This is a genomic window from Qipengyuania gelatinilytica (assembly GCF_019711315.1).
Lineage (GTDB): Bacteria > Pseudomonadota > Alphaproteobacteria > Sphingomonadales > Sphingomonadaceae > Qipengyuania > Qipengyuania gelatinilytica.
The window spans coordinates 1,171,455-1,196,427 of sequence record NZ_CP081294.1; the positions used below are offsets into that span (position 1 = coordinate 1,171,455).

The following is a 24,973-nucleotide window of genomic DNA, read 5'->3' on the forward strand; positions in this document are numbered from 1 at the left end:
CTTTAGAAGATCACGAAAGCCCAGACGATCAGCGCGAGTATGATCGCACCGACGATCGCCAGCCACCCGCTCTTGCGCGCGGTGGGAACGCCGAAACCGTGTCCGCTGTCGAAGCCGAGGTGGCGCAGGCCGTTGAGCAGGTGGAAGCAGATCGCCACGGTCCAGCCGAACAGCGCAATCTTGACCGGCCAGCTGGCGAAAAAGCCGTTCCACCATGCCGCCATGTCGCCGCCAGCCGCCACGGTGACGATCCACCAGGCCAGCACCGGCAGGCCAGCCGCCAGCGCAATCCCGGTCGCGCGGTGCATGATCGAGGTCGATTGGCCGACCTCCCAGCGATAATGCGCCAGATGCGGTGAGAGCGGCCTTTCGCTCGTCATGCGTGATAGTTCGCTCATGCCCCGGCCAATCCTTTCCCTGTCATCGCCTGCGGATCGATGATCCGGTCATATTCATCCTCGTCGACCTCGCCCGACTTGATCGCTTCCTCGCGCAGGGTCGTGCCGTTTTCCGACGCGGCTTCCGCGATCTTCGCGGCTGCCTGATATCCGATATGGGGCGACAGCGCGGTGACCAGCATCAGCGAATTTTCGACGTATGAATCGATTTGATCGCGGTCGAGCTGAGTGCCTTCGACCGAATAGGTGCGGAATTTCTCGCAGCCATCGGCGAGGATGGCGATCGAGTGCAGCACGTTGTTGACGATGATCGGGCGCATCGCGTTCAGTTCGAAATTGCCCTGGCTGCCGGCGAAAGCGGTCGCCGTATCTTCGCCGATCACCTGGATCGCAATCATCACGATGGCTTCGCACTGGGTCGGATTGACCTTGCCGGGCATGATAGAGCTGCCGGGTTCGTTTTCGGGCAGTTTCAGTTCGGCAATTCCGCAGCGCGGCCCGCAGGCAAGCCAGCGCATGTCGTTGGCGATCTTCATCAGAGCGACCGCGAGGCCGCGCAACGCAGCAGAAACTCGTACCATCGGATCGAGCGAGCCCTGAGCCATGAACTTGTTCGGCGCTGTCACAAAGGGCTTGCCGGTCAGCTCGGCAATCTTGGCGGCAGATTTCTTCGAGAAGCCTTTGGGTGCGTTGAGACCAGTACCGGTAGCCGTACCGCCCAAAGCGAGTTCATACAGACCATCGCGAGCCTGCTCGATCGCATCGATTGCGCCGCTTAGTTGCCCGACCCAGCCCATCCATTCCTGGCCAACGGTGACGGGAACGGCATCTTCCAGATGGGTGCGGCCGATCTTGACGACCTCCATCCAGCCCTTGGCCTTGGTTTCCATGACATCGACCAGCTTGCCTAGTTCGGGCAGCAATCGGTCGCTGACCTGTTGCTCCACCGCGATATGCATCGCGGTGGGGAATGTGTCGTTGGACGACTGGCTCATATTGACGTGATCGTTCGGACCCACTGGCTCCTGCGAGCCGAGCTTCCCACCCAGCAGCTGGATCGCGCGGTTGGAGACCACTTCGTTGACGTTCATGTTAGACTGGGTGCCCGATCCGGTCTGCCAGACGTAGAGCGGGAAATTCTCGTCGAGATCGCCAGCGATAATCTCGTCGCAGGCCTGGATGATCGCCACGGCCTTGTCGCCGGCGAGCTCGCCCAGGTCCTGATTGACCAGCGCGCAGGCCTTCTTGACCGTGCCATAGGCGCGATAGACTTCGATCGGCATCCGGTCATTTGCGATCGCGAAATGCTGGAGGCTGCGCTGCGTCTGCGCGCCCCAGTACTTGTCCGCAGGCACCTCTACCGTGCCCATTGAATCGAACTCTTCGCGCGAGCCTGTTTCGTCGATACCGATCGGTGGCTTGGCCTTGGTCATGCCGCTCTCCCGATTGCGCTATCTCAGACCCACCACCCCGCGTTGCTGGTGACGTTCAGGGTGAAGGCGCTGGCGAGGTACAGCAGCCACAGACCGGTCGCGACCTGGACCCAGGCGATGATCTTCTCCCCTCCTTCGCGGCCGATAAAGCCAAGCTTGGTCGGCGCTTCGACGAGGTAGATGATCGACAGCAGCACGAACAGGATCGCCACCGGAACATCGCGCCCGCCAATAAAGAACACGGCCGCCCCCAGGATCGACAGAACGATATAGCCAAGCGCCATGAACCCTTCGGGAAACTCGCTGGCCCCGCTCCACCGGCGATAGCCCAGCGCGAACCAGTGAACGCCATAGGCGGTGAAGGCCAGCGCCGCCATGTAGAGCGGCGGCGATTTTTCAAACACGTCGAACCAGGTCAGCCCGATCATCAGGATCATGCCGGTCAGGAACTGGAGGAAGCCCGGCATCCAGAACATCCACACTCCGGCAGCGCGATCGAGGGCGCCCGCCGCTTCCTGGTCGAGGCGGCTGCGGCTCGGTGCGGGCAGGACCTGCGACCCGCCGACGATCAGATAACCGATGGCGAGACCGAAAAAGCCCAGCGCAACGGGCGCAAATGTGGATTGGGTAAAAAGCTGCGACATGCGAAACTCCCGGTTGTTTTTTTCTACCGAGGCATTGGCCGCCGCGACCATGCGACTTTGCCGATATCGAGGCGCCGGTAAGGGAATTGCCTTGCGGCTCCGCACCGATGCGCGGGTCAGCTAGCGCAAGAGATCATCACAATGCAAGTCCCTGATTTGTCCCGAATGAATGGAGCGTGGTCGCAAGCAAGGCAGGTCCATACGCGCTCAGGAATCTGAAACCTGGTCGTCGCCATCTGTTCTACCCGTCTTGATCAGCCGATCGATCAGGCTCTGGTCCGACACGTCTTCGCCGGTCAGCGCCATGGCCAGTAATTCGCCCCCCAGGATGGTCGGCGCGATCACCATGTCGGGCTGGACCCGCTGCACCTTGGCCAGGTTCTTGGTGTTGTTGACCGCCACCACGGTTTGCGCAGACCCCTGTAATTCCTTCGCCGCCAGGACGACGAAGGCATTGGTGGCATCGTCTTCGCCCAGCGCCATGATGGCCTTCGCGGTCTTGCCCGATGCGTGTTTCAGCGTTTCGATGTCGGTGGGGTTGCCGGTAACCACCTGCGCATCGCCGGGCAGATCTTCGCCCGCGGTATCGACGATGAAGATAACGCTCTCTCCGCGCTCGTGCAGCTCGCGGCACGTATTGAGCGCAAGGTTCGACCTGCTGGTGATGACATAATGACCAGACATTTTCATGGCTCTTTCCTTTCCGGCGAGGAAATCGTGCAGACGGCTCTGCAAGAAGGGCAGCAACACCGTACTGATTGCGGCGGTGAACACGGTCAGGCCCAGAATGATAAGCGAAATTACATACAGCCGGGCGTCCGCACTCGTCGGGTAGATATCGCCATACCCCACCGTCGACATGGTCACGATGGTGAAATAGAAAGCCGTACCGATGTCGGTGATCGGGGTGGAAAACTGGCTGCCCATGATGAGGCTTCCGAGCACCCCATAGGCGATTACCAGAAACAGGCTCCCGGTGGAGAAGATCGACGCGGCCGCAATGCTGGTGTGGCTGAATTGCGCACGAAACAGATAGAGCGCGGCCAGCAGCACAAGTTCGAGACTGCCGAACAGGAAATGCGTGTGGGAAACAGTCAGCCACAGCGCGATATCGATGACGACCAGCATGGTCACCACGACCCACGCAAGGCGCGACCGCAGGGCAAGTCCCGGCGCCATGATGACCATGAACACGCCCGACACCATCCTGTTGCCGCCCGATACCAGTCCGGATTCGACGATCTGGGGGAGCTTCTGCAGCGTATCGAGCGTAAATCCGCCGGTTCGAAGCTCTGCCCACAAGCTTCCCAGCTGGAAGATCCCCATCGCGAGCACGGCTGCGGCGATCACGAAATGCGATAGCTCGCGCAAGCGCGAAAGTGCGGTCATCGGCTTGAGGTGCTCAAGGTGCATGGGGCTTTCTCTCAGGCCGCTTGCGAATGGCGTGGCTTAAGCAATGCGTGCATTCCAAGTGCCAAGGCGCATATCGCTCATGCGCTCTGGCTTGCCGTTGCACCCACGCCATCAGCGCCGCGCGCTTCGCCCTCGGCGCGGTATCGCAGCCAGCGAATGTTGCCCTTGCTGAATTGCCAGTACAGCATCACGCTGATGATGGCGGCATAGAGGCACCAGACCGATGAAAACGCATATTGCTTCACGATTGCAACGACGGTCAGACCGATCAGGTTGAGAATGCCGAACCAGCGAACCACCTTGTGTCCGGACAGGACCAGAGCGCCGCAGGTCACGAATATGTAGAGCGCGCCGGTCACGAGGCTCTCGGTTTCCGGATTGCGATAGGCGATCGAATGATGCTCGGCCGCGACTTGCGTTTGGAAACCCATCACACCGTAGGTCATGTAAATCATCAGCCCGAAAGCGATGGCGACGATCACGCTTATGACATTGCGGCGCCAGCCCGGTCGCTCGATCAACAACACGCTGAGAGGCATCAGGAATGGCAGGATCGCCTGGGCATAGAGGACGAACAGGAGCGCCGAGTTGCGCAGCGCCAAATCGCCAATCGTGCCATCCAGCCCGAGCCAGACGAACCCTTCGATGAACTGGTGAAGCGCGAACAGCAGCGGCATCGCTGCAAGCAGGACTTCACGCGGATGCTCTGCGTGTCGCAGGGTCGCAATGCCGACAGTGCCGATAACCGCTGCCGCCGCGAAATTCACTTCTGCTGAAATGCACATCTATGCCCCCTACTCTGCTTTTCGCAGGAGCCCCCCGCTCACCCTGCCTCGATAAAACGCCTTCAAAAGTCTTTGCAACAGGTCGCCGGAAATATTTGCGCGGCCAAGGCCTTCCTTGCGGGGACCGGTGCAGCTGAGATCGGGATGATGCACGCGCAACCCTTTCCGGCAATTGCCATCAGCGTTGCTGCAAGGCTCTGAGCGCTTCCTTGTCGGAGAGATAGAGCAAAGCCACCCCGCATAGCGCCAGCAAGGCCGCCAGTCCCGCTCCGGCTGCGAAGTCCACCAATCGCGCAACGGCGAGCTGTTTGAGCGGAGAGTGTTCGCTGATGATCAGGATGATCGCCATGGTTATCGAGGCGGAGCCGAAGATCTGGCTTTTGGGAATGTATCGCTGGGTGAAGACAAAACCCGTGATCGCGATCGCACCCACCAGCAAGGGCGGCGGGGTCAGGCTGCCGATCAGATAGGCCAGCGTGCACCCCAGCGCCGTGCCGATGACGCGCTTCACTGCCCGGGTGAAATATCGCGTGTGCGGCGGCAGGCTCAGGATCGCGAGGCACAGGGGAAACCAGAACCCGTGACCGGCCAGCAAATTCTGTCCCACCCAGGTGGAAAAAGCGATGCCGACAGCAAACAGCGCACCGAAAATCAGCGCATAGGCGCGCGACGGCTTTGAATCGGTCTGGTCCCCGCCCCCTCCGAACAGCCTGATTATGGTCAGGCTCCATGCCAGTCCGGCGATCTGGGCGCCGGCAATCACGAGGTCCTTTTCGACCGGGAGGATCGAACCTGTATAGATTGTCCACACGACCATCGAGATGATCGCCGGCATCGAAACGCCGCGACGACCCGCGAGGCCGGCAACCATCGCCAGCACCGCGCCGATCGCCGGCGCCCAGGCTTCGTGATGCAGCGTGAAATAACCGGCAACAATCGCCAGGAGAACGAAGGGGGCGGTGTAGAACGCCCCGGCCCGCCGCGCTCCCATCGTTCCGGGGAATGCCCCCATGAAGCCACCGATGCCTGCGATCATGCCGAAGGACAGGCCGAGCACCAGCGGAGGCACCAGGATGGCAAGGCAATTGACCGCAACCGATTTCCACGGGGTCGCATCGCCATCGACCAGCCAGAATTCCAGCGAAGTCAGGTCTTGCCGGGGTACGGACTTGTCCAGCTCCTGCTGGAACTCGCTATTGTTCTGCGGATTGTTCACGCGGTGGGAACCTCAACGATCGGGAGGCTGGTTTCGCGCGCTTGGTCGGACAAGGCCCGCTTCGGGCTGGTCGTGCTCATCATTCTTTTTTCCAATGCCCAGTGCAACACTGATTCGAACATCGATGGCGACCGCCGGCGTGTTTAGCGAGTTCCGGCCGGGCGGCAAGATGCGGGTGAGCAACGTGCGGTCATCAAAGGGAAATTCACGCCGATAGATCGCGAAGTGGAGCAGCCCTTCCGGTCAAGCGGTCCCACGAACGATAAGCGTCGGCGGCATCACGATGCTTTCGGTTTCCTCGCCCGCAATTCGCCTCAGGAGCAGTTGGACAATGGCACGGGCACCGCCCGCGATATCCTGCCGTATCGTGGTCAACGGCGGGATTGTCTGCTGGGCGATCGGCAGATCGTCGAACCCGACGAGTTTCATGTCGCCCGGAACGTCGCGGCCAAGCTTGCGCAGTTCGCCGAGGCACGCCAGCGCAAGCAGGTCGGTCGCGGCGAAAAGACCATCGAACTTGCCAGCTGCCTCTTCCATCAGAGCGGCGATCTCGGTCGTCATACCCGAAGTCGCGAGATGGGCCGGCAGCTCGGCAAGATCCAGGCCGAAGGATTGCGCCACCTGGCTCGCCCCGGAATAACGTGCCGCGAATTCCGGTGCGTTGGTGTCGCCGACAAATGCCAGTCGCTTCGCGCCCGCAGCCACCAGCCTTTGCATGGCAAGCTTCCCGCCGAGCAGATTGTCCGATCCGACGACGCAATGGCGCTGTCCTTCGCGGTGCTGGCCCCAGACCACCATTGGCCGGTATCCGTCGGCCACTTCTTCGAGGTGCTCGAACTGGTCCGACTGGCCCACAACGATGACCCCGTCGATCATGCCCGAACCGATAAAGGGATCGAGCCAGTCCTCGTCGCTCGCCGGCACCACGCGCCGGAGCATGAGGTCGTAGCCCTTTTCGGTCAGCTCGTCGGCGAGATGACCGAGCAGGGTGAGGAAGAAGGTGTCGGAGACCTGCTGCTTCTGCTCGTGGCCGAGCGGAATGATGACGCCGATCACCCCGGTTTTCTGGCGCCGCAGACGGCTGGCCATCTGGTTCGGGCGGAAGCCGTGTTCGCGCGCGATGGCTTCGATTTTCTCGCGCGTCTTCGCGTTGACCAGGCTGTTACCGGCCAGCGCCCGCGACACGGTGCCCGGCGAAACACCGGCCAGTTTCGCAAGATCGGTGATCGTGCGAACGGGGCGGTCGTCGGGCTTGCGGTCTGCGGGCATTTCTGCCTCCTAGCTCAACCTGCCTCCGGCTGCATCACCTTTGGCACCGGACGTCCCGCATCGACGAACATGGTGGCGATCGCGCCCAGGATCATGAGGCCTCCGCCAAGCAGCAGCACATTGCGCGGATCGCCGCCCAGCAGCGGTCCGTAGAACAGCGGCATGGTCAGTGTCTGGATCAGCATCGGGATCACGATGAACATGTTGAAGATGCCCATGTATATCCCGTTGCGTTCGGGCGGGATCGCGTCGGCGAGCATGACATAGGTGTTGCCCATCATGCCGGCCCAGCCGATCCCGATGCCGAGCATCAGGACAAACAGCGAAGCCGGTGTCTCGACGCCCGGGATCAGCAGCATGGCTATGCCCGAGGCGGTGAGACAGAAGGCGTGGGTCAGCCGCGCGCCCAGGTTCCTGACGACCGGAATGAGGACCAGCGCCCCCAGGAAAGCGATGAAATTATACAGCGCCCCGGCCTGCTGCGTCGTCAGGGTCGCATCGCGGAACGCCGCGCTGGACGGGTCGGAGGTATCGTAAAGCGAGCGTCCGACGGCGAAGGTGATATACTGCCAATAAGCGAACATGGCGTACCATTGGCACAGCATGGCGAGCGAGAGCTGGCGCATCGCCTTGGGCATCTCGCGGATCGCCGTACCGATATCGGCCAGCGTCGCCGCAGGGGTCAGCGGCTTGTCGGCCAAAGCCGACTTCTCTTCATCGGTCATCGGCAATTCAGGCACGCGCCACACCGACCAGACGATCGTGCTGATCGACAGGATCGCACCGATGATGAAGGCGATTTTCACCACCACCGGAATGCCGTTGGCATCCAGCACATCGCGCGCGACGAAACTTGTGAGCAAGGTGGGGGCGAGATAGGACAGGGTCTGCGCCAGTCCGGTGAAGGCGCTTTGGGTCAGGAAGCCGACCGAACGCTGGTCGGGCACGAGGCGGTCGGCGACGTAGGCGCGGTAAGGCTCCATCGTAATGTTGTTGCCCGCATCGAGGATCCACAGCAGGCTGGCCGCCATCCAGAGCGTGCTGGAATAGGGCATCAGGAACAGGCTGATCGAACAGATGATCGCGCCGATCAGGAAGTAGGGAGTGCGCCTGCCACAACGCGAGGAGGTGCGGTCGCTCATCGCGCCGATAATCGGCTGCACCAGCAAACCGGTCATCGGTCCCGCCAGCCAGAGCAGCGGCATGGTCGCCTCTTCCGCTCCAAGGAAGCCGTAGATCGGCCCCATGTTCGCCTGCTGCAGCCCGAAACTGAACTGCAGGCCGAAAAAGCCGATGTTCATTTCGATGATTCGCAACAGCGAAAGCCGCGGTTTTGCGATGCTTTGCATACCTTCCAATCCTCTTTCCCGGCAGATCTAAAGCCTGCTCCATGTCATGGACTGACACGAATCCGGCATTATTGCAAACGTTTGCAGAAATCTGTTGCAAACGATTGCAATCGCCCTATGCCTTATAGCGAATCGCGGGCCGACAGAGCGCCGCGATCTTGGGATAAGGAGTGGATGCCATGAAGTTTCGTGCAGTTCTGGCCGTGGGCGTTGCCCTCTCGGCCCTTTCGACCACCGCCTATGCGCAAGACGCGGCACCTGCCGCGGATGGCGAGCCGGTTCTGGTAGAAGAAGTCATCATCGTGACCGGGGTGGCGCGCGCGCAGAACCGCCTCGAGAGCTCGGTTTCGCTGAGCGTCGTCGACGCTGAATCCATCGCCGATCTCAACCCGCGTTCGTCGGCGGACCTCATTCGCCAGATCCCGGGTATTCGCTCCGAAGCGTCGGGCGGCGAAGGCAACGCCAATATCGCGGTGCGCGGTATCCCCGTATCGACCGGCGGCGCGCGGTATATCCAGCTCCAGGAAGACGGCCTTCCGGTCCTCGAATTCGGCGACATCATCTTCGGCAACTCGGACAACTTCATCCGTGCCGATCGCAATGTCGGCCGCGTCGAGGCTGTTCGCGGCGGTTCGGCCTCGACCTTCGCTTCCAATTCGCCTGGCGGCATCGTCAACTTCGTTTCGAAGACCGGTCAGCAGCAGGGCGGCGCGGTCGTCGGCTCGATCGGGCTCGACCATGAAACCTATCGTCTCGACTTCGATTACGGTGCCCCGCTTGGCGACGACACCTATTTCCATGTCGGCGGCTTTTATCGCACGGGTGAAGGCCCGCGCGACATCGGCTATAACGGCAGCAACGGCGGCCAGATCCGTGCGAACCTGACGCAGGAATTCGATGGCGGCTATATCCGCTTCTTCGGCAAGTACCTGGACGACAAGACGCCCGCGATCCTGCCGCAGCCCGTCTTCGTCGGTGGCAGCAACTCCGACCCCGACTATCAGGCGATCGACAATTTCGATCCGCGCGACGATTCCCTCTACAGCCGCTACATCAACAATGTGGTGACGCTCGACGGCGGCAACAATCCGGCGGTCTACGACTTCCACGACGGACTTTCGGTGAAGTCGAAAGCGTTCGGGGTCGAGGCGGAGATCGAATTCGCACCCGGATGGACGGCCACGAACCGCTTCCGTTACTCGGACAATTCCGGCGCCTTCCTCTCGCCGTTCCCGGCCAGTGCGGGCGACGCGCAGGATATTGCCGACGCCATCGGCGGGGCAGGCTCGACGATCGTCTTCGCGACCGGTCCCAACGCCGGGCAGACCGCAACGCCATCCACCATCGGTGGGAACGGCTTGCTGACCAACATCGTCAACTTCAACACGCGCCTCAACGATCTGGGACTGATTGCCAACGATCTTCGCATTTCGCGCGATTTCGATGTCGGCGGGGGCGCGCTCAGCTTCACCGGCGGTTTCTATGCCAGCCGCCAGAACGTCGACACCGACTGGTTGTGGACCTCGCACGTCCAGACGATCGAGGGTGACGGGAATTCGGTGCTTGTCGATATCGTCGATGCCAACGGTGACACCGTCACGCAGAATGGCGTGGTCGGGTATAGCGCCAGCTTCTTCGGCAATTGCTGCCGCCGCAGTTACGATGTGCGCTACGACACCTATGCGCCCTTCGCCTCGCTAGCGTTCGAAAGCGGCGCCCTGACGCTGGATGCCAGCATCCGCTACGATTACGGTAGCGCGGATGGCTCGATCACCGGATCGGACAGCGGTTACGGCAACGGCATTACCAGCTTCGATTTCGACAATGACGGCACGATCAGCCCGGCAGAAGCTTCGACCGCGGTCTTGCCGCTCGGCAATTCGCGCCCGGTCAATTACGACTTTGACTACTTCAGCTTCTCGCTCGGCGCCAATTACCTTCTGACGGACGACCTTTCGGTCTTCGCCCGCTACAGCCAGGGCGGCCGTCACACGGCGGACCGCAGCCTGTTCTCGCCAGCCGTGAGCACGCTGGACGGCAGCCTTCCCGGCGGCGACGACAGCGGCGTCATCGCCGAAGTCGACCAGCTCGAAGGCGGCGTGAAATATCAGGGCGGCGGCCTCAGGCTCTACGGCACGGCCTTCTACGCCAAGACGGCTGAAACCAATGTCGAGATCGCCCCGCTCCAGCTGACCGACAACAAGTACGAAGCGTTCGGCCTGGAGCTGGAAGGCAGCTATTCCTTCGGTCCGTTCTCGGTTTCCGGCGGTGCTACCTACACCGACTCCGAAATCGTGGACGCGCTCAACGCGGCGGTGATCGGAAACACGCCCCGCAGGCAGGCCGACTTCGTCTACCAGGGGACCGCGCAATACGAGGACGATTTCCTGACCGCCGGTCTCAACCTCATCGGCACGACCGAAAGCTTCACGCAGGATAATAACGAGCTTGTCCTGCCGGCCTATACGCAGGTCAATGCTTTCCTGGCCTTCCGTCCGCTTGAGCGGCTGGAAGTGTCGCTGAATGCGAACAACCTGTTCGACGAATTCGGCTACACCGAAGCCGAGGAAGGTTCGATCCCGGGCAACGGCATCGTACGTGCAAGGTCGATTGCGGGCAGGACGCTGACGGCCTCGGTTCGCATCGATTTCTGATCCTCCCTTCGATCAGATTGACTGGCCGGCGAACCGATCCTCCTTGGTTCGCCGGCCAAATTCTTCCGATGCAAGACTTTGGGTGAACTTGTGACCACTGCCTGGACCAGAACACACGTCGAAACCATCGCCAGCCAGCAGGTGGCGCGCCTGCCGAAGTTCGCCGCGACCGAGGTCGTGCGCCCCCGGCCCGAACTCTATTACTGGGATATGTGGCCGGTGCAGGACCGGGATGGAAACATCGCCGAGATTGCGGGCCGCGAGTTCTGGATGATCCTGACCGCACCCGACGATGGCGATCCAGCGGGACGCCACTTCAAGGCCAAGATCCACCTGCTCGAACGAAAACATGCGAACTGGATCGATCTCGGCCCTCTCCTGCCCGACTTCGGAGGCCCATACGAGCGCGAATGGTCCGGCTCCTCGATCTGGAGCGAGGGGAAATTTACGCTCTGGTTCACCGGCGCCGGACTGGCGACGTCGCCAGGCGGCTACCAACAGGCCTTGTTCGAAACCACTGCGGAAACGGACCAGGACGGACTTCCCGAGGGCTGGAGCGTTCCGCGACCCATCCTGACCGAGCTGACATCGGATTACATTGCCGCCGATGCCCATGAGGGCGAAGCGGGGCGTATCAAGGCCTATCGCGATCCGGCCTATTTCAGGGACCCGGCCGACGGGCGCGAATATCTCCTCTTTTCCGCGTCACGCCCCTCCGGCGAAAGCGAATACACCGGTGCGATCGGACTTGCCGAAAACATCGATGGAACGTGGACCCTGTTGCCGCCCATCATCCATTCCGGCGGCCTGAACAACGAGCTGGAACGCGCGCACATCGTCTTTCACGAAGGAAACTATCTGGCCTTCTGGGCGACCCAGTCGAGCACCTTCGCGCCCGAATTGCAGCATGCCCCGACCGGGCTTTACGGAATGTCCGCCAAGGCGCTTCGCGGACCGTACGAGCCGCTCAACGGATCGGGACTGGTGCTTGCCAATCCTGAAGACCGCCCCGCGCAGGCCTACAGCTGGTCGGTGACGCGCGAATTGCTCGTCTCCAGCTTTATCGAATGCGCTGACGATGATTGCAGCGAATTTGCAGGCGCTCCCGCTCCTCTCGCCAGGCTGGACATTGGCAACGAGGCAAGAGATGCCAGACCGGTTGGTATGGAGACGATGAGATGAGCGAAGGCCTGCTCGGCGGGATCGAAGCTGGCGGGACCAAGTTCGTCCTGACAGTTGGCGAAAGCCCCACGCGGGTACACGCCGCGCACACGATCCCGACACGTGAACCGTCACAGACCCTTGCCGAGGCACGCGAGTGGTTCGAGGGGCAGGGTAATTTGAGCGCGATCGGGATCGCCAGCTTCGGACCTGTCGAACTCGACCCCGCTTCACCCAAATGGGGCCATATCCTCAAGACACCGAAGCCGCACTGGTCCGATTGCGACCTGGCGGGATATTTCCAGCAGGCATTTTCGGTACCCGTCGGCTTTGAAACCGACGTCAACGGCGCTGCACTTGCCGAGTATCACCTTGGCGCCGGAAGGGGAGCCTCCTCGCTCACTTATGTGACGGTCGGAACGGGTATAGGCGGAGGGACGATCGTTGACGGCCGGCTGGTCCACGGCGCAGGTCATCCCGAACTGGGCCATATCTACCCGCGGCGCGTGCCCGGCGATGATGAGTTTCCCGGCTTCTGTCCCTTCCATGGCGACTGCCTCGAAGGCCTGGCCTGCGGCCCGGCCATACACACCCGCTGGGGATCGACGCTTTCCGAGCTACCCGAAGATCACGAAGCCCATGAGCTGGTGGCCGGCTATCTCGCCCAGATGTGCCACAGCATCTACGCCTCCATGGCAACCGAGATCATCGTGCTGGGCGGAGGGGTCATCAAGACACCGGGCCTACTGGACCGGATCGTGAATCGGGCGGAAGAACTCGGCGCAGGGTACTTCCCCCGCCGGCAAAACCACAAGATCCTCCCTCCCGCGCTTGGCGATAGGGCTGGCCTGACTGGAACCTTGCTGCTGGCAGAAGCTGCGCTCCGAGGAGAACAGAGCTAGCTTCGCCCTCAACATCAGCCATCCCCCGAGGATGCTTGGGCAGATGGGCTGCTTTCGGCCATTCGCGGAAAGTGGTGCGCTTACGTGACCCGCACATGATACCTATGTAACTGATTTAGTTATGCTTGTTCTAGAGAGGTCTGGGCAGTGCCCCCAATACTACGGATTTGACTGACCGAATGTCCACAGCTCTGTCAGCTTTCGGCAGCCATCAAAGGCAAGATCAGTGACCGCTTGTGGGTGGGAAGCGATCATTCAGCCAATCCTCCTAATTGACCATTTTTGGGCCGCTAGGAGACCGTCTGGTTTTATCTGCAAGCGGTTGGGAAGCCGACAGTCCGCAAACGACCCCACTATGGGTTATTCGTAAGTAGGGAATTCGCCGATAGCGGACGATCTGATCCCAATCTTCTCCAGTAGCGCAGACTTCGGCTAGGGAGTTCTGATCATTGACGTGCAAGGCCAACGGTCGCCAGCAACTTGACTCGGGCATCTGGGAGCCTCTCCTGAAGCCAAGGCATTCCTTATCCACAATTTGCAGCAGCGCGCCTGGCTCAGCTTTGACCTCGATATGACCGGTAATGCAGAGGCACTTGCCGTGCGGCTTCTGGACGCTTTGGATTGAACAAGACTGGCCCATTCCGATCCGACCTCAATTTGCCGTGTCGCGCCGCGCCTCAGTTCACATATTGAAACAAAATGATGAGAACGATGATGGCATTATGAAATGCATGCGCTGCGATCGACGCAATCAGACCGTTCGTGAAGATGCAAAGCACTGTGTCGATCAGATTCGGAACCACGATAAGCATCCAGTCGATGATACTCGCACCAACGAACGCCGGTAGGATCAAAAGAATCTCAATCAGAATGAAGGCACCGCCAATGGCCCCGCCGATTGCGGACTGCCTGGCCCGCATCGCACCTTCCCACCCAATTTTTTAATTGTCGCGCCGAGCACGCGTAGCGCGTGCCCAGATCAGAAGAAGGATGCCAACGACAATAGGGTAAATTAATTTTCGCGATCAGTCTGCGGCCGCGGTTGCACTCGTTCGATTGATGAAACAATGGCGACATTGGCACCACAATCTTTATCTCTTGGCCATCCATACTCCCACAAATCTGAAATAATTGAAGAGTTGTCGTTCGGCCGAAAGACTATGGCGCCTTCGAAAGGTTGGCCAACCTCAACAACGTAGTCTCGGCTCTCCGTCGCAATCGATGGGCCACTGCCTGTTTGTATGATCTCCACGTTCCCATCAATTGCTAATTGATATGTCCGCTCGCGCGCGAGCTCGGAGAGACTGTTCCGTCCTATATCGCTTTCAGAGCGTGAAAGAACCAAACAGTCGTTGAGGCGTAGTAGTAGCACAGTGGATGTGCCAAGTGCTGCTGCATCTCCACGAAAATGAAGAGTTCGACCGGGACTTGGAAATCTAACTAGTAGCACGGAAGCAAGAGCGGCTAGGATAGCAATCGCAACGAATATAAGTTTCTTCATCGAATTCCTCTCGAGCCGTGAACTTTAAAGGTCAAGCAAGATGATTTTTCGCGCGATGTCAAAACGGTCTGTACGCGCTTTAGCGGTCGCCGGCACCCTCTCAATCTATACGCCAATTGCAGCGCAAGATAATACTGAAGCGTCAGTTCCAGAGAATGCGGCTACAGCGGGAACTGATGCCCGTATTGATTACGTAGCTCGCAACTTTGGCATCTCAGAGCAGCGAGCTGCAGAGCAGCTTGCGCTCACTGATCAGTTTCAGCCTCAGATCTCCGCTTTGGCGGAGCAGTTCCGCGACGCGTACTTGATGACAATCTACAACTACGGTCAGCCATTCAGCATTGACGTAATCTTCTCACGCGATGTTACAGCGAATGAGTTACAGCAGGCGGTGCCTTCTAATCTTCGACAGCACGTCAAGGTTGGTCGCAGTCGTTTCACGCAAGAACAAATTATGTCCGGCAAAGACGAATTGCTAGCAGCAATGAAGGCCGAATTCAGTTCGGTAGGCGCTTCATTTGATTTTAAACGGGACCGATTCAAGATTATGCTTCCCGAAGGAACTGACATGGCTGTAGCGCGAGGCCTTGTTCCTTCGCAATTACGGACCATGGTGGATCTACGCAATGAAGATCCCGGAACAACCGGGGCGGGCTACAATACCAATGCCGACGATCCTACGCATAGCGGGAAAGGTTCTATCTGGGGTGGTTGGCCAGTTCGCATCGGAACAAGGCAGGCTGTGTGTTCGTCGAGCTTTATTGTTCAGAATACTGAGACAAATTTTCAGTCTCTCCTGACAGCTGGTCATTGTGGTGCCAGCAGATTGAGCATCATGTGGTCGGATTTGACACTCAGAGAGCTCACCGAGCCTTTGTATATGCGTCATGGCGGGGATTACGATTTTCAGACTCGCTGGCCAGGGTCCCTCACAACCGATGGCTATTTGTGGATCGATCGCGACGTCGCGGGATCGTTTAAATACGATTGTGATGTGGCCGGAAATAATTGCAAAACGAAGACGTGGCGCAATATCTATGGTGGCGTAAGTACAACTGGATATGTCGCGGTCACTGACGCGGTTAAAGGTACGTGGAGGTCTGCATACGGATGGAACGATAATCATGCTGAAAACGACGTCGTATGCAAATATGGCATGGTCACCGGTACGACTTGCGGCAGAATCGTCGACTCGTTCTACAGCTATGAAGACGAAGGAGTTTCGTATGATAACTTTGTTCGAGTTTTAATCGATCCGTCTTGGCCAACTGCTGGTTCGAAGGGAGACAGCGGTGGCGCCGTTTTCCGAATAACCAGCACTTCCGGCTCGTTTCCGACTGCCACCGCTATCGGCGTGGTGTCGGGCGGGACGTTTGCCAGTTCAGGCACACTTAGCGGATATGTGCCTTGCTCCTCTTCAATAAGAGGAGATTGCCACATCATTTATATGCCTATCGATCGCATTAATGATGATTATTCTCTGGGGATTAACGCAGCCTACTCCGAAACTGCTATCGATGTGAATTAATTTCGTCGGCGGCTAGAGAGATTTTTCTAGCCGCCGATCTTCCAAGGATTTCAAAAGAACGCCTTGGAGGAATGACGTGCCAGGGACGTTCGCTGGCTGCTAGCGGTAGGCGATGAGTCTAAGATCGAGAGCTAAGCCACCGAGCCCGTTTTGTTACTTTAACTCCTCCCCCGAAATGATCCACGTTGCGGTGATGATGTACGTCAAATGGTGCTGGCAGACTATATCACACGATACTACGCTCGGGTAAGGATCGCTTTTTTAAGCGCGGATTGAGCCCACGGAACTTTGCCATTCGGCAAGAGCTGCCGTGCAGCGCTCTTTGTAAGTGGTGCGATTGACGAGACGGCGTTCGGTATTGAAATGATTAAGGACGTTAGCATGAACCGAGGCGATCGTCTGCAGGCTTCTCATTCATTGAAACCTCAGCATCTCCCGCTCGCGTCGCCGAAACGGGAGGTGGCTAATCTCGACCCGGATGTCGGGGCGGCGGCCCACCTCCTCTTGGCGGATCCAACTCAACTTCTGCGTAGCAGCGCTGTATGTGCACAGCCCGTCGGTGACGATTTTCTCTAGCCCAGCCATGGTACTTGCACGCCTTCTTAGTAGACCGCACGTGCTGCGAAGGCGATACAGGGTCTTTTCAGGCAAATGGGCGAAATGCTGTGATGAATTTTTCTGCTCAGCACGTCCGCTTTTCGGATTCAGTCACACTTGAACCAATGTCGGAATCGAGGGCGCAAAGCTGACATCGCGGGAATGTCTGCTTTCGGGTCGGTAGCGGAATGTCCGCTTTTGGTCGCTCAATTCGGGTTCCGGACTAGCGGGACAACAGGCCAATCACGCGCATCATTTCGACCGCGCAAAGTTCATCAAGCCGCCAATACTCCTCTTCTAGCCGAGCGTATGTGCTTTGATGCATCCCCTTCGGTCGGCGGATTGGTTGTTCCCACCCCTGAGGGCACCCCAGCCGCTTCTGAATGCGGAACAGCGCCTCGAAAGGTCGGTCTCGGTTCGCGATACGCTGGGACTGATGTCCAATTTGCCATGCCTTTCGTGAGGCGAAGCGATCGCCCCCTGGAGGCAGGTAGAGCTTGCCGACGCGAATGCCGCGATAAGGGCAAATCATCCACCAGCGCTTGCCACCGAAGTTCGGTTCCGTGTGAGTTAGTCGCACAGATTGCTCGACGCTCTCGCGTTCCTCACCTGTCCCGCGCGAGAAATAGAGCAGAAGCCTCTCTTCGCCAAGTTCGCTCATTTTTGCGACATAGCTGATACTGCCAGCCGGTTGATCGCCACAGTTCCAGCGAAGGGTGCCAGTCACTTCACATCCTTCGCGCGCCAAGCCTACGCGCATCATCCAAGACAAGTCGATACGGAGCGATTGCTCCGCTGTTGGCCTGCCGCCGCTCCGTCCCGATCCAAATCCGCCCACGCGAGTGTATTACACTATTAACACGCAAAAAGTGAGCCTGAAACCAACCTTCTCACCCGAAAGATTTGCTCCAAGTCTTTTTGCTTGAACGGCTTTCATTGCCGCGCCATGCACTGGCCATGGGGGAAATCGACCAAACCAAGATTGCGGACCTTATCGACGAAGCGAAGGCCTCGGGTGGTTCCGAAATGGCCAATGCCCAGCTCTTTATCGAGAGGCTGACAGTAGCGTTGGGACTGCCCTCGCCCAAGCTTCAAAAAGAAGACACCGCAACCAGCGACTACGTCTTCGAACGTCCAGTGACCTTCCGCCACACGGGCGGCTCTACATCAACCGGCCGTATCGACTGCTATAAACGCGACTGCTTCATTCTTGAGGCAAAGCAGTCAGCCAAGCGCAAGAAAGCCCGCGAAAGCGAACAGCTCGAGCTGGCTGGCATAGAAACATCACTGAAGCTCGGGCATGCGAAGCGTGGCACGAAGACCTGGGACAAGGTCATGATCGCTGCCAAGAAGCAGGCGGAAGACTATGCTCGATCCCTTCCCGACGACCACGCCTATCCACCGTTCCTGCTCATTGCAGACATCGGGAATGTAATCGAAGTCTATGCCGACTTCAGCGGACAGGGCCGCAACTATGCGCATTTTCCGGATCGGCAGACTTATCGGCTATCGATGGACGACCTTCTGGAAGATGAGGTCCAGAAGAGATTGCGAGCCATCTGGACCGAGCCTCATGCCCTCGATCCCGCGCGTATCAGCGCAGAGGTTACCGAGGACATCGCAACCCGCCTCGCCAAGATCGCGAAGAGCCTGGAAAGGAAATACGACCCCAAGGACATCGCAGAATTCCTCATGCGCTGTCTCTTCACGATGTTTGCAGAAGACATCGGCCTCATCGAAGAAACCGAGGAGGAAAAGCGCGCAGGCGTCGGCCCGTTCGAAGCGATGCTCGAACGTATGGTGGAGACGCCCGACTACTTCCCGCAAGCGCTCGAAAGCCTTTGGGCAACGATGGACGCAGGTGGCTATGCTGGCGAGTTTGGCAGGCCCCTGAAACGCTTCAACGGTTCGCTGTTCAAGAAGCGCACAGCGCTCAAGCTGGAGGCCGATGACATCAGGGAGCTTTGGCTCGCTGCACGGAAGGACTGGCAAGAGGTCGAACCCGCCATCTTCGGCACCCTCCTCGAACGTGCCTTGGCATCGAAGGAGCGCGGCAAGTTGGGTGCCCACTTCACACCGCGTGTTTATGTCGAGCGGCTGGTTGTGCCGACTATCATCGAACCACTCCGCGAGGACTGGGACGAAGTTCAGGCTCTGGTCGCCGACCTGCGTCGCGCAGGGAAGAACGAAGCTGCGATCGAAGCGGTAAGGCAATTCCACCACCAGCTCTGCACCACCCGCGTGCTCGACCCGGCATGCGGTACGGGCAACTTCCTTTACGTCAGCCTCGAACTGATGAAGCGGCTGGAAGGCGAAGTGCTCGACGCGCTGGAATCGCTGGGCGATGACGAGGCGCGGCTGCTGCTCGACGGCGAGACGGTCAATCCGCGCCAGTTCTACGGGCTGGAGATCAACCCGCGCGCCGTGCCAATTGCCGACCTCGTGCTGTGGATCGGCTTCCTCAAATGGCAGCTACGCACCACCGAGGCCAAGAACCTGCCCGAACCGATCCTGCATGCCTATGGCACGATCAAGGAACAGGATGCGCTTCTCGCCTATGACAGCATGGAAATGCTGCGCGACGACAAGGGCAAGCCGTTGTCTCGCTGGGACGGCGAGACGATGAAGCTGCATCCCATCACGGGCGAGGAAATCCCTGATCCTGATGCCACCATGGAGCTGTACCAATATGTGAACCCGCGCCGCGCAGACTGGCCGGAGGTGGAATTCATCGTCGGCAACCCGCCCTTCATCGGCGGCAAGGATATGCGCGCCGAACTGGGCGATGGCTATGCCGAGGCAGCGTGGAAGGTCCGCAAGGACGTGCCCGGCGGCGCGGACTTCGTGATGCATTTCTGGGACGAGGCGGCGACGCGCCTGCTCGCCAAGCCGCCCAAGGGCGCGAAGGGCGAGAACCCGCTGCGCCGCTTCGGCTTCATTACCACAAATTCGATTACCCAGACCTTCAGCCGCCGCGTGGTGGAGCGGCATATGAACGCCAAGCTGCCGCTCAGCCTCGTCTATGCCATCCCCGACCACCCCTGGCTGAAAGCGAGCGACAAGGCGGCGGTGCGCATCGCCATGACCGTCGCGGTGCGCGGCGAGCGTCAGGGCAAGCTGGCGGAAGTGGTGCACGAGAGCGGGCTGAATACCGATACTCCCGAGGTGCGGCTGGAGGTGGATGAGGGGAAGGTTACGAGCGGCCTAAAATTGGGCGCAAGCTTCTCGAAGGTTATTCCACTTGCCGCCAATGAATTACTTTCAGCTATGGGTGTAAAGCTTCACGGCGCTGGTTTCATTCTCACTGAGCGTAGCGCACGACGATTGGGGCTGAATAGACAATCGCAGCAGAAGGCGGTGATTTTCCGCTATCGGAACGGTCGTGACCTCGCCCAACACTCCAGAGACGCTTATTTGATCGATGTGACTGGCATCAGCCTTCAAACACTCGGGTCCGAGTTTCCAGACATTTATCAGCATCTGCTGGAAAATGTTAAACCGGAGCGAGATCAAAATCGCGATAGGGATATTAGAGAGCGCTGGACGGAGTTTGGTCGCACACGTCCGGAGATGAGAGAGTTTCTGGTTGGGCTGCCCCGCTATGCCGTCACTATCGAAACGGCGAAACATCATTTCTTCCAATTTCTGGCAGCAGACATTCGCCCGGACAATATGCTGGTTGCTCTAGGCTTAGAAGGCGCAGATTTGTTGGCAGTGCTGAGCTCACGGGCACATATCCTTTGGATGCTCGGATCAGGCGGTACTCTTGAGGATCGACCGCGCTACAATAAGACTCAGTGTTTCGATCCCTTCCCATTCCCCATCCTCACCGACGCGCAATCCGCCAAGCTCGACCAGCTCGGCGAGCGGCTCGACGCCTTCCGCAAGGAGCGGCTCGCCGAGCACGACTTCCTCACTATGACCGACATTTACAACGTGCTCGAACGCTTGCGCGAGCTCGAACAGGGCGTGGGTGAGCCGCTCAGCCAGAAGGAGCGCGATATCCACGAGGCTGGCCTGATCTCTGTGCTCAAGGATATCCATGACGATATCGACCGCGAAGTGTTCGCTGCCTATGGCTGGGAAGACCTTGGCGAGCGGCTGGTCGGCCGCCCCGGTGCAACCACACCCAGCCCACACAAGACGGAAGGCCAGGAAGCCGCCGAGGAGGAATTGCTCACCCGCCTCGTCGCGCTCAACCAGGAACGCGCAGCGGAGGAAAAGCGCGGCCTCATCCGCTGGCTGCGCCCCGAATACCAGAGGCCCCGTCTCGCCCATAAGGTGAAAGGGCAGGACGATCTCGACATGGGCCTTGTCGAAGCAGGTGTAGTAGAGGAGCGGGCTTGGCCCAAGGATGGTCTCGAACAGATCCGTGCCCTGCGCGATGTGTTGTCCGAAGCAGAAGCGCCGCTGCTAGCCGACGCGCTGGCCACCCTCTTCAAAGGCCGGACGACTTCCAAACGCAGACAGCGTGTCGAGGAGGTTCTGGAAACCCTCGTCGAAACAGGGGCGGCCCGCGACAGCGAAGAGGGGTACTTCCTTCCTCGCTAGCCCGTTTCCAGATTTTCCGAAATCAATTGGAAGAATTGCATTTCTGGTCCAATCAGGAACGTCGGGACGCAAAACCCGCAACGGCTATTCCAGCCTATTTTAGCCGTCCTCGCGCGCGCGGGCGAGAAACTGTATTAGCGTTTCCTTGTAGCAGCGGTACCGCCAGCGGTCCGTTGCGGCAGAGGGATTAACCCACCCCCTCCCCTGACCTTCGCTGCCAGACCCCCGCTCTCTTGCCCACGACCCGACTAGACTGACCCCATGGCTTGTGCCCCCAGCCGGTCATGCCAAGTACCCCTTCCAGGTGAATGGGGCTGCACTTCAGCATGTAGTGCAGCTTCCCGAGCATGACCGCCCGATAAAGCTCTGGATTGACGTCGTGAGTGTAGGCCGAAGCCAGTCGCTGCGATTGAATGGTTCCGGCAACATAGCCGCCTTTCAACAACGCCTTGCCCCAGCGAAGCGGCATGGGTCGAAAGAGCAAGTCCAGTTCGGCGGGTACGTGCAGCAGGACATGCGCATGCTGGCCGAATGTATTCCCGTGCTCCTGCGGTAGAATTTCTCGGCAGGCGAGAATGCTTTTATCGACAATGCTTTAAGAGGCATCTGGGGGCACCTAGGCTCTGTATTGCGGCCAGTGCCCCCAAATCTGGTGATTTTTGGGAGCACTGGCAGAAACAACCAGCACCGCTGGGAACCGATACATCCCGCAAAAGCCTCGGATTTTCAAGGCTTCGAGAGAAATTGAGAAATGAGTTAGTGGTGCCGCTTACGTGACTCGAACACGTGACCCCATCATTACGAAATCTCTCCGAAAGAAGCCCCGCGAAACCTCGCGAAACCAACATGCTGTTTCTATTGCAGTTCGGTGAGGTGAATAATGCGCGGGGGTTCGTGGGGAGCCTAGTGAGTTAGCCGAAATTACCCCGAAATTGCCCCGAAACGGGCGGTCTCGGGCAACTTGAAAGGCTGACCATGACTATCAATTGGAAACATCAAAACCTTGTCGGAATCGCTGTCGAAAAGCATACGGAACACCGGCACCCGACCGTAGAGGGATTGACCTTCCGCATCGCTCCATCGGGCCGCAAGACATGGCTCTTCGAGCGTATGGCCAATGGTAAGCGTCACAAGAAAACCATGGGACGCTTCCCTGCCATGTCCATGGCCGAGGCATAGGGACGCGCGCTCGAAATCAATGAGAAGATCGAGAAGGGAGAAGACCCCTTCCTCAAGACGGTGAAGGCGGTTCGCAACACGACCGATACGGTCAAGGAAGCGTGGAAGGGTTATGTCGCCGATAGCAAGCGCCGTGGCGGTCGCACCGTCCAGAGTTGCGAGAAGCTTTTCTGGAAGGATATCGAACCCCTTATCGGCGACCATCATCTTATCGATGTAACGAGCGACGACATTCGCAAGATCGTCCAGCGGCCTATCGACCGTGGCACCGGTCGTAGTGGTGGTATCGTGGCGAGTAACTACCGGCTTGGCATCTTAACCGCGTTCTTCAACTTCTGCCTCGACAACTGCTACGGTGGTCTTGTCTGGGATCCGACGCGCGGTGTGAAGAAAATTCGCATCACGAACTCGAAAATATCGCGCGTCCTGTCCCTTCGTGAAATGGCGCTGGCAGTGGTTGCCGCGCGCGAATTGGACCGGCGCAATACCGCTGACGGGAAGGTCTCGACATGGGCCGACTACATCACGCTCCTGTGCCTCACGGGTTGCCGCAAGTCGGAAATCTACGAGGCAATGTGCAAGGAATACGACCCGAAGACCGGCGTCTTCACGATTTCGCCGGAGCGCTACAAAACCAGCATGAACGCTTCCCTGCCATTGGGGCCTACCGGTCGGGCTATCTTCAAGCGCCATTGCAAGCGCGGGGAGACCTTCATCCTGCCATATCAAAGTGGAATCCGCACCGGACAGGATGCGCACATGATTGAGAAGGTGACCGACATCATGTCGGAATTGGCCGGAGAGACTATCGAGCGCTGGACACCGCATAGCCTTCGCTACAGTTTCCGCAGCAATATCCGTAAGGCGAAAATCGCCGATAGTGAGTTGGCCGATAAGCTGATTCACCCGCTGCGCAAAGAGCAATTCAGCCAGCACTACGACCCTGATTTCTTCGACGAGAAGCGCGAGGCTCTGGAAGCGTGGGATAAGCGACTGAATGAGGAAATCGAGGCGGTAGTGGCCGAACGGATTGCGGCGGTTGCCTGAGGGTTGAGGGGTCGGGGGAAATCACTGAAACCCGACCCCTCCGAAGATGTTGAGCAATGGTATCGCACAACCTTAGAGAGACCCTTCAACCTCTATTGATCTAACAGAAGAGTCGGCGCGACGAGGGCAGTAAGACACAGACTATTGCGCTTGCCTACGCATCCATGCGTCGATTTCGTCACGATTGTAGCGAATGTTCCGCCCTTCCCCGTATCGCGGCGGAAAAACCTTATCCTTCTCGCTATCCCGAGCCATCGAGCGTTCGACCGTCAGTTCGTGCAACTTGGTCGAAGATATCGAGAGGTAGGACATCACAGCTTCGCGGTTCATCCACGGGCTAGCCGAAGCAAAGCTTTGCCGGTCGGCTTCGGCGCGCAACTCTTGCCGCACCACCTTGCGCAAAAGGGTTACTAGACCGTCTTCATGGATTGAGGCCGCTTCTGCCATGCCCCAGATATAATGATTCGCGCGGTGCCTTTGCAATATTCGCGGCCAACTTCGCGAACTCTACAAAATCGTTATTTGAATAGCGGCATTTTACGGTTCGCAAACTTAGGCTGAAGTCTTGACCGATTCGAAAAGTGCCTCCACGAATGCTAACGGAACGAGGGCGTTTAGATGGACGAGGTTCGAACGATAGACTGGCAGCATTGCATGCAAGCCGAGTTCGTCGCAAAGGCGCGGGCACGACCAATCGATTTCCAGCAAGACGATACGCATGTAGTCCTGCCGATAGACGATAGGTTTGACACCATAGCGGTGCGTGATTGGCTACTCGATACGACCGGCGATGGCTTCACCTTCACCGGTATATTTCACGAACGGTATCTGGTCGGCATTCTAGTAGGGTTCGACGAGGAAGACGCGGCGATGTTGTTCCGTCTCGCGTTCCTCTAGATCGCACCTTTCAATATCAGCTTGTGCGAGGTCCGGTCCGCTTCCTGCGCGGTCCGGTTGAACTTTCGGCGAGTGTTGTCGAGGCATGTCCCCGCGACGACCAGTTGCGCTCTAATGCGGTCAATCTCGGCCATCATATCCAAGTGCTCGGAAACAAGGCCGGTGCCATCTTCTGTCAAATAATCGAGACCCCATCCGAGTTGAGAGATACCGGCAAATTCGCGGTCCAGCGTTTCGTCAAACCGCGCGAGGGCGGTCAGCAAGCCTTTCGTCGTTTCCTCTAGCGAAGGCACGGGTCTTGTCCGTCAATCATGCCGGTATTTATCAGGCGTCGGAGTTTGGCGAACTGACTCTGCAACCTCTTCCCAAGGTTCGCAGAACCGGTTATCGAAAAGACCGGAGTGGAGAACACGGGCCGCTGCTAGGCACTCACCAGAGCTTGTTCTCCA

The 24,973-nt window shown here is 58.9% G+C and carries 20 protein-coding genes; 8 read left to right on the plus strand and 12 right to left on the minus strand.

Annotated elements, in window-relative coordinates:
* Window positions 1–2: 2 nt before the first annotated feature.
* The 8 genes from sdhC to K3136_RS05825 all read right to left on the minus strand — a co-directional run bounded on the left by sdhC (window position 3) and on the right by K3136_RS05825 (window position 8,507).
* Window positions 3–398 (minus strand): succinate dehydrogenase, cytochrome b556 subunit, encoded by a 396-nt coding sequence (gene sdhC, locus K3136_RS05790; RefSeq protein WP_221431924.1) that lies wholly within the window; start codon window positions 396–398, stop codon window positions 3–5.
* Window positions 395–1,831 carry a class II fumarate hydratase gene (fumC, locus tag K3136_RS05795; RefSeq protein WP_221431925.1) on the minus strand — a complete coding sequence of 479 codons (1,437 nt, stop codon included), beginning with the start codon at window positions 1,829–1,831 and terminating at the stop codon, window positions 395–397. Before fumC ends, sdhC begins: the two co-directional genes overlap by 4 nt.
* A gap of 23 nt (window positions 1,832–1,854) precedes the next feature.
* Window positions 1,855–2,475 (minus strand): hypothetical protein, encoded by a 621-nt coding sequence (locus K3136_RS05800; protein WP_221431926.1) that lies wholly within the window; start codon window positions 2,473–2,475, stop codon window positions 1,855–1,857.
* Window positions 2,476–2,682: 207 nt separating this feature from the next.
* Window positions 2,683–3,864, minus strand: a complete 1,182-nt coding sequence (locus tag K3136_RS05805) for an NAD-binding protein (RefSeq protein ID WP_221431927.1) — start codon at window positions 3,862–3,864, stop codon at window positions 2,683–2,685.
* Window positions 3,865–3,965: 101 nt separating this feature from the next.
* The gene (locus K3136_RS05810; RefSeq protein ID WP_221431928.1) at window positions 3,966–4,673 is read right to left on the minus strand and encodes a DUF6629 family protein; all 708 of its coding nucleotides are present in this window, start codon (window positions 4,671–4,673) and stop codon (window positions 3,966–3,968) included.
* A 178-nt stretch (window positions 4,674–4,851) separates the two neighbouring features.
* Window positions 4,852–5,889 carry an FUSC family protein gene (locus tag K3136_RS05815; protein WP_221431929.1) on the minus strand — a complete coding sequence of 346 codons (1,038 nt, stop codon included), beginning with the start codon at window positions 5,887–5,889 and terminating at the stop codon, window positions 4,852–4,854.
* 243 nt (window positions 5,890–6,132) lie between these two features.
* The gene (locus K3136_RS05820) at window positions 6,133–7,158 is read right to left on the minus strand and encodes a LacI family DNA-binding transcriptional regulator (RefSeq protein ID WP_221431930.1); all 1,026 of its coding nucleotides are present in this window, start codon (window positions 7,156–7,158) and stop codon (window positions 6,133–6,135) included.
* Between the two features lie 14 nt (window positions 7,159–7,172).
* Window positions 7,173–8,507, minus strand: a complete 1,335-nt coding sequence (locus K3136_RS05825; RefSeq protein WP_221431931.1) for an MFS transporter — start codon at window positions 8,505–8,507, stop codon at window positions 7,173–7,175.
* Between the two features lie 179 nt (window positions 8,508–8,686).
* Here K3136_RS05825 and K3136_RS05830 point away from each other — a divergent pair, with 179 nt between their 5' ends.
* From K3136_RS05830 to K3136_RS05840, 3 genes are all read left to right on the plus strand, one after another.
* Window positions 8,687–11,161, plus strand: coding sequence for a TonB-dependent receptor (locus tag K3136_RS05830; protein ID WP_221431932.1), 2,475 nt, complete (start codon window positions 8,687–8,689; stop codon window positions 11,159–11,161).
* A 90-nt stretch (window positions 11,162–11,251) separates the two neighbouring features.
* Window positions 11,252–12,343 (plus strand): glycoside hydrolase family 68 protein, encoded by a 1,092-nt coding sequence (locus tag K3136_RS05835; RefSeq protein WP_221431933.1) that lies wholly within the window; start codon window positions 11,252–11,254, stop codon window positions 12,341–12,343.
* Window positions 12,340–13,224: an ROK family protein gene (locus K3136_RS05840; RefSeq protein ID WP_221431934.1), complete on the plus strand. Its 885-nt coding sequence runs from the start codon at window positions 12,340–12,342 to the stop codon at window positions 13,222–13,224. Before K3136_RS05835 ends, K3136_RS05840 begins: the two co-directional genes overlap by 4 nt.
* A gap of 677 nt (window positions 13,225–13,901) precedes the next feature.
* Here the strand turns inward: K3136_RS05840 and K3136_RS05845 are convergent.
* Window positions 13,902–14,144 (minus strand): hypothetical protein, encoded by a 243-nt coding sequence (locus K3136_RS05845; protein WP_221431935.1) that lies wholly within the window; start codon window positions 14,142–14,144, stop codon window positions 13,902–13,904.
* 621 nt (window positions 14,145–14,765) lie between these two features.
* On the opposite strand from K3136_RS05845, the gene K3136_RS05850 reads away from it, so the two are divergent.
* Window positions 14,766–16,253, plus strand: coding sequence for a S1 family peptidase (locus tag K3136_RS05850; RefSeq protein WP_221431936.1), 1,488 nt, complete (start codon window positions 14,766–14,768; stop codon window positions 16,251–16,253).
* An 820-nt stretch (window positions 16,254–17,073) separates the two neighbouring features.
* On the opposite strand, the gene K3136_RS05855 is transcribed toward K3136_RS05850, so the two are convergent.
* Complete coding sequence (locus K3136_RS05855; RefSeq protein WP_221431937.1) at window positions 17,074–17,577, minus strand: hypothetical protein; 504 nt, start codon at window positions 17,575–17,577, stop codon at window positions 17,074–17,076.
* A 230-nt stretch (window positions 17,578–17,807) separates the two neighbouring features.
* Between K3136_RS05855 and K3136_RS05860 the strand changes: the two genes are divergently transcribed.
* The 3 genes from K3136_RS05860 (at window position 17,808) to K3136_RS05870 (ending at window position 23,627) form a co-directional block, all read left to right on the plus strand.
* Complete coding sequence (locus K3136_RS05860) at window positions 17,808–21,401, plus strand: class I SAM-dependent DNA methyltransferase (protein ID WP_221431938.1); 3,594 nt, start codon at window positions 17,808–17,810, stop codon at window positions 21,399–21,401.
* A gap of 975 nt (window positions 21,402–22,376) precedes the next feature.
* On the plus strand, window positions 22,377–22,580 hold the full coding sequence (locus tag K3136_RS14175) for an Arm DNA-binding domain-containing protein (RefSeq protein ID WP_221431939.1): 204 nt from the start codon (window positions 22,377–22,379) through the stop codon (window positions 22,578–22,580).
* A 288-nt stretch (window positions 22,581–22,868) separates the two neighbouring features.
* On the plus strand, window positions 22,869–23,627 hold the full coding sequence (locus K3136_RS05870; protein ID WP_247711449.1) for a tyrosine-type recombinase/integrase: 759 nt from the start codon (window positions 22,869–22,871) through the stop codon (window positions 23,625–23,627).
* A 141-nt stretch (window positions 23,628–23,768) separates the two neighbouring features.
* Here K3136_RS05870 and K3136_RS05875 read toward each other — a convergent pair whose 3' ends face one another.
* Complete coding sequence (locus tag K3136_RS05875; protein ID WP_221431941.1) at window positions 23,769–24,074, minus strand: MerR family transcriptional regulator; 306 nt, start codon at window positions 24,072–24,074, stop codon at window positions 23,769–23,771.
* Between the two features lie 312 nt (window positions 24,075–24,386).
* Between K3136_RS05875 and K3136_RS05880 the strand changes: the two genes are divergently transcribed.
* Window positions 24,387–24,524 carry a hypothetical protein gene (locus K3136_RS05880; RefSeq protein WP_221431942.1) on the plus strand — a complete coding sequence of 46 codons (138 nt, stop codon included), beginning with the start codon at window positions 24,387–24,389 and terminating at the stop codon, window positions 24,522–24,524.
* On the opposite strand, the gene K3136_RS05885 is transcribed toward K3136_RS05880, so the two are convergent.
* Window positions 24,521–24,787, minus strand: coding sequence for a hypothetical protein (locus K3136_RS05885; protein ID WP_221431943.1), 267 nt, complete (start codon window positions 24,785–24,787; stop codon window positions 24,521–24,523). The two genes, K3136_RS05880 and K3136_RS05885, sit on opposite strands and share 4 nt — an antisense overlap.
* Window positions 24,788–24,973: the final 186 nt, after the last annotated feature.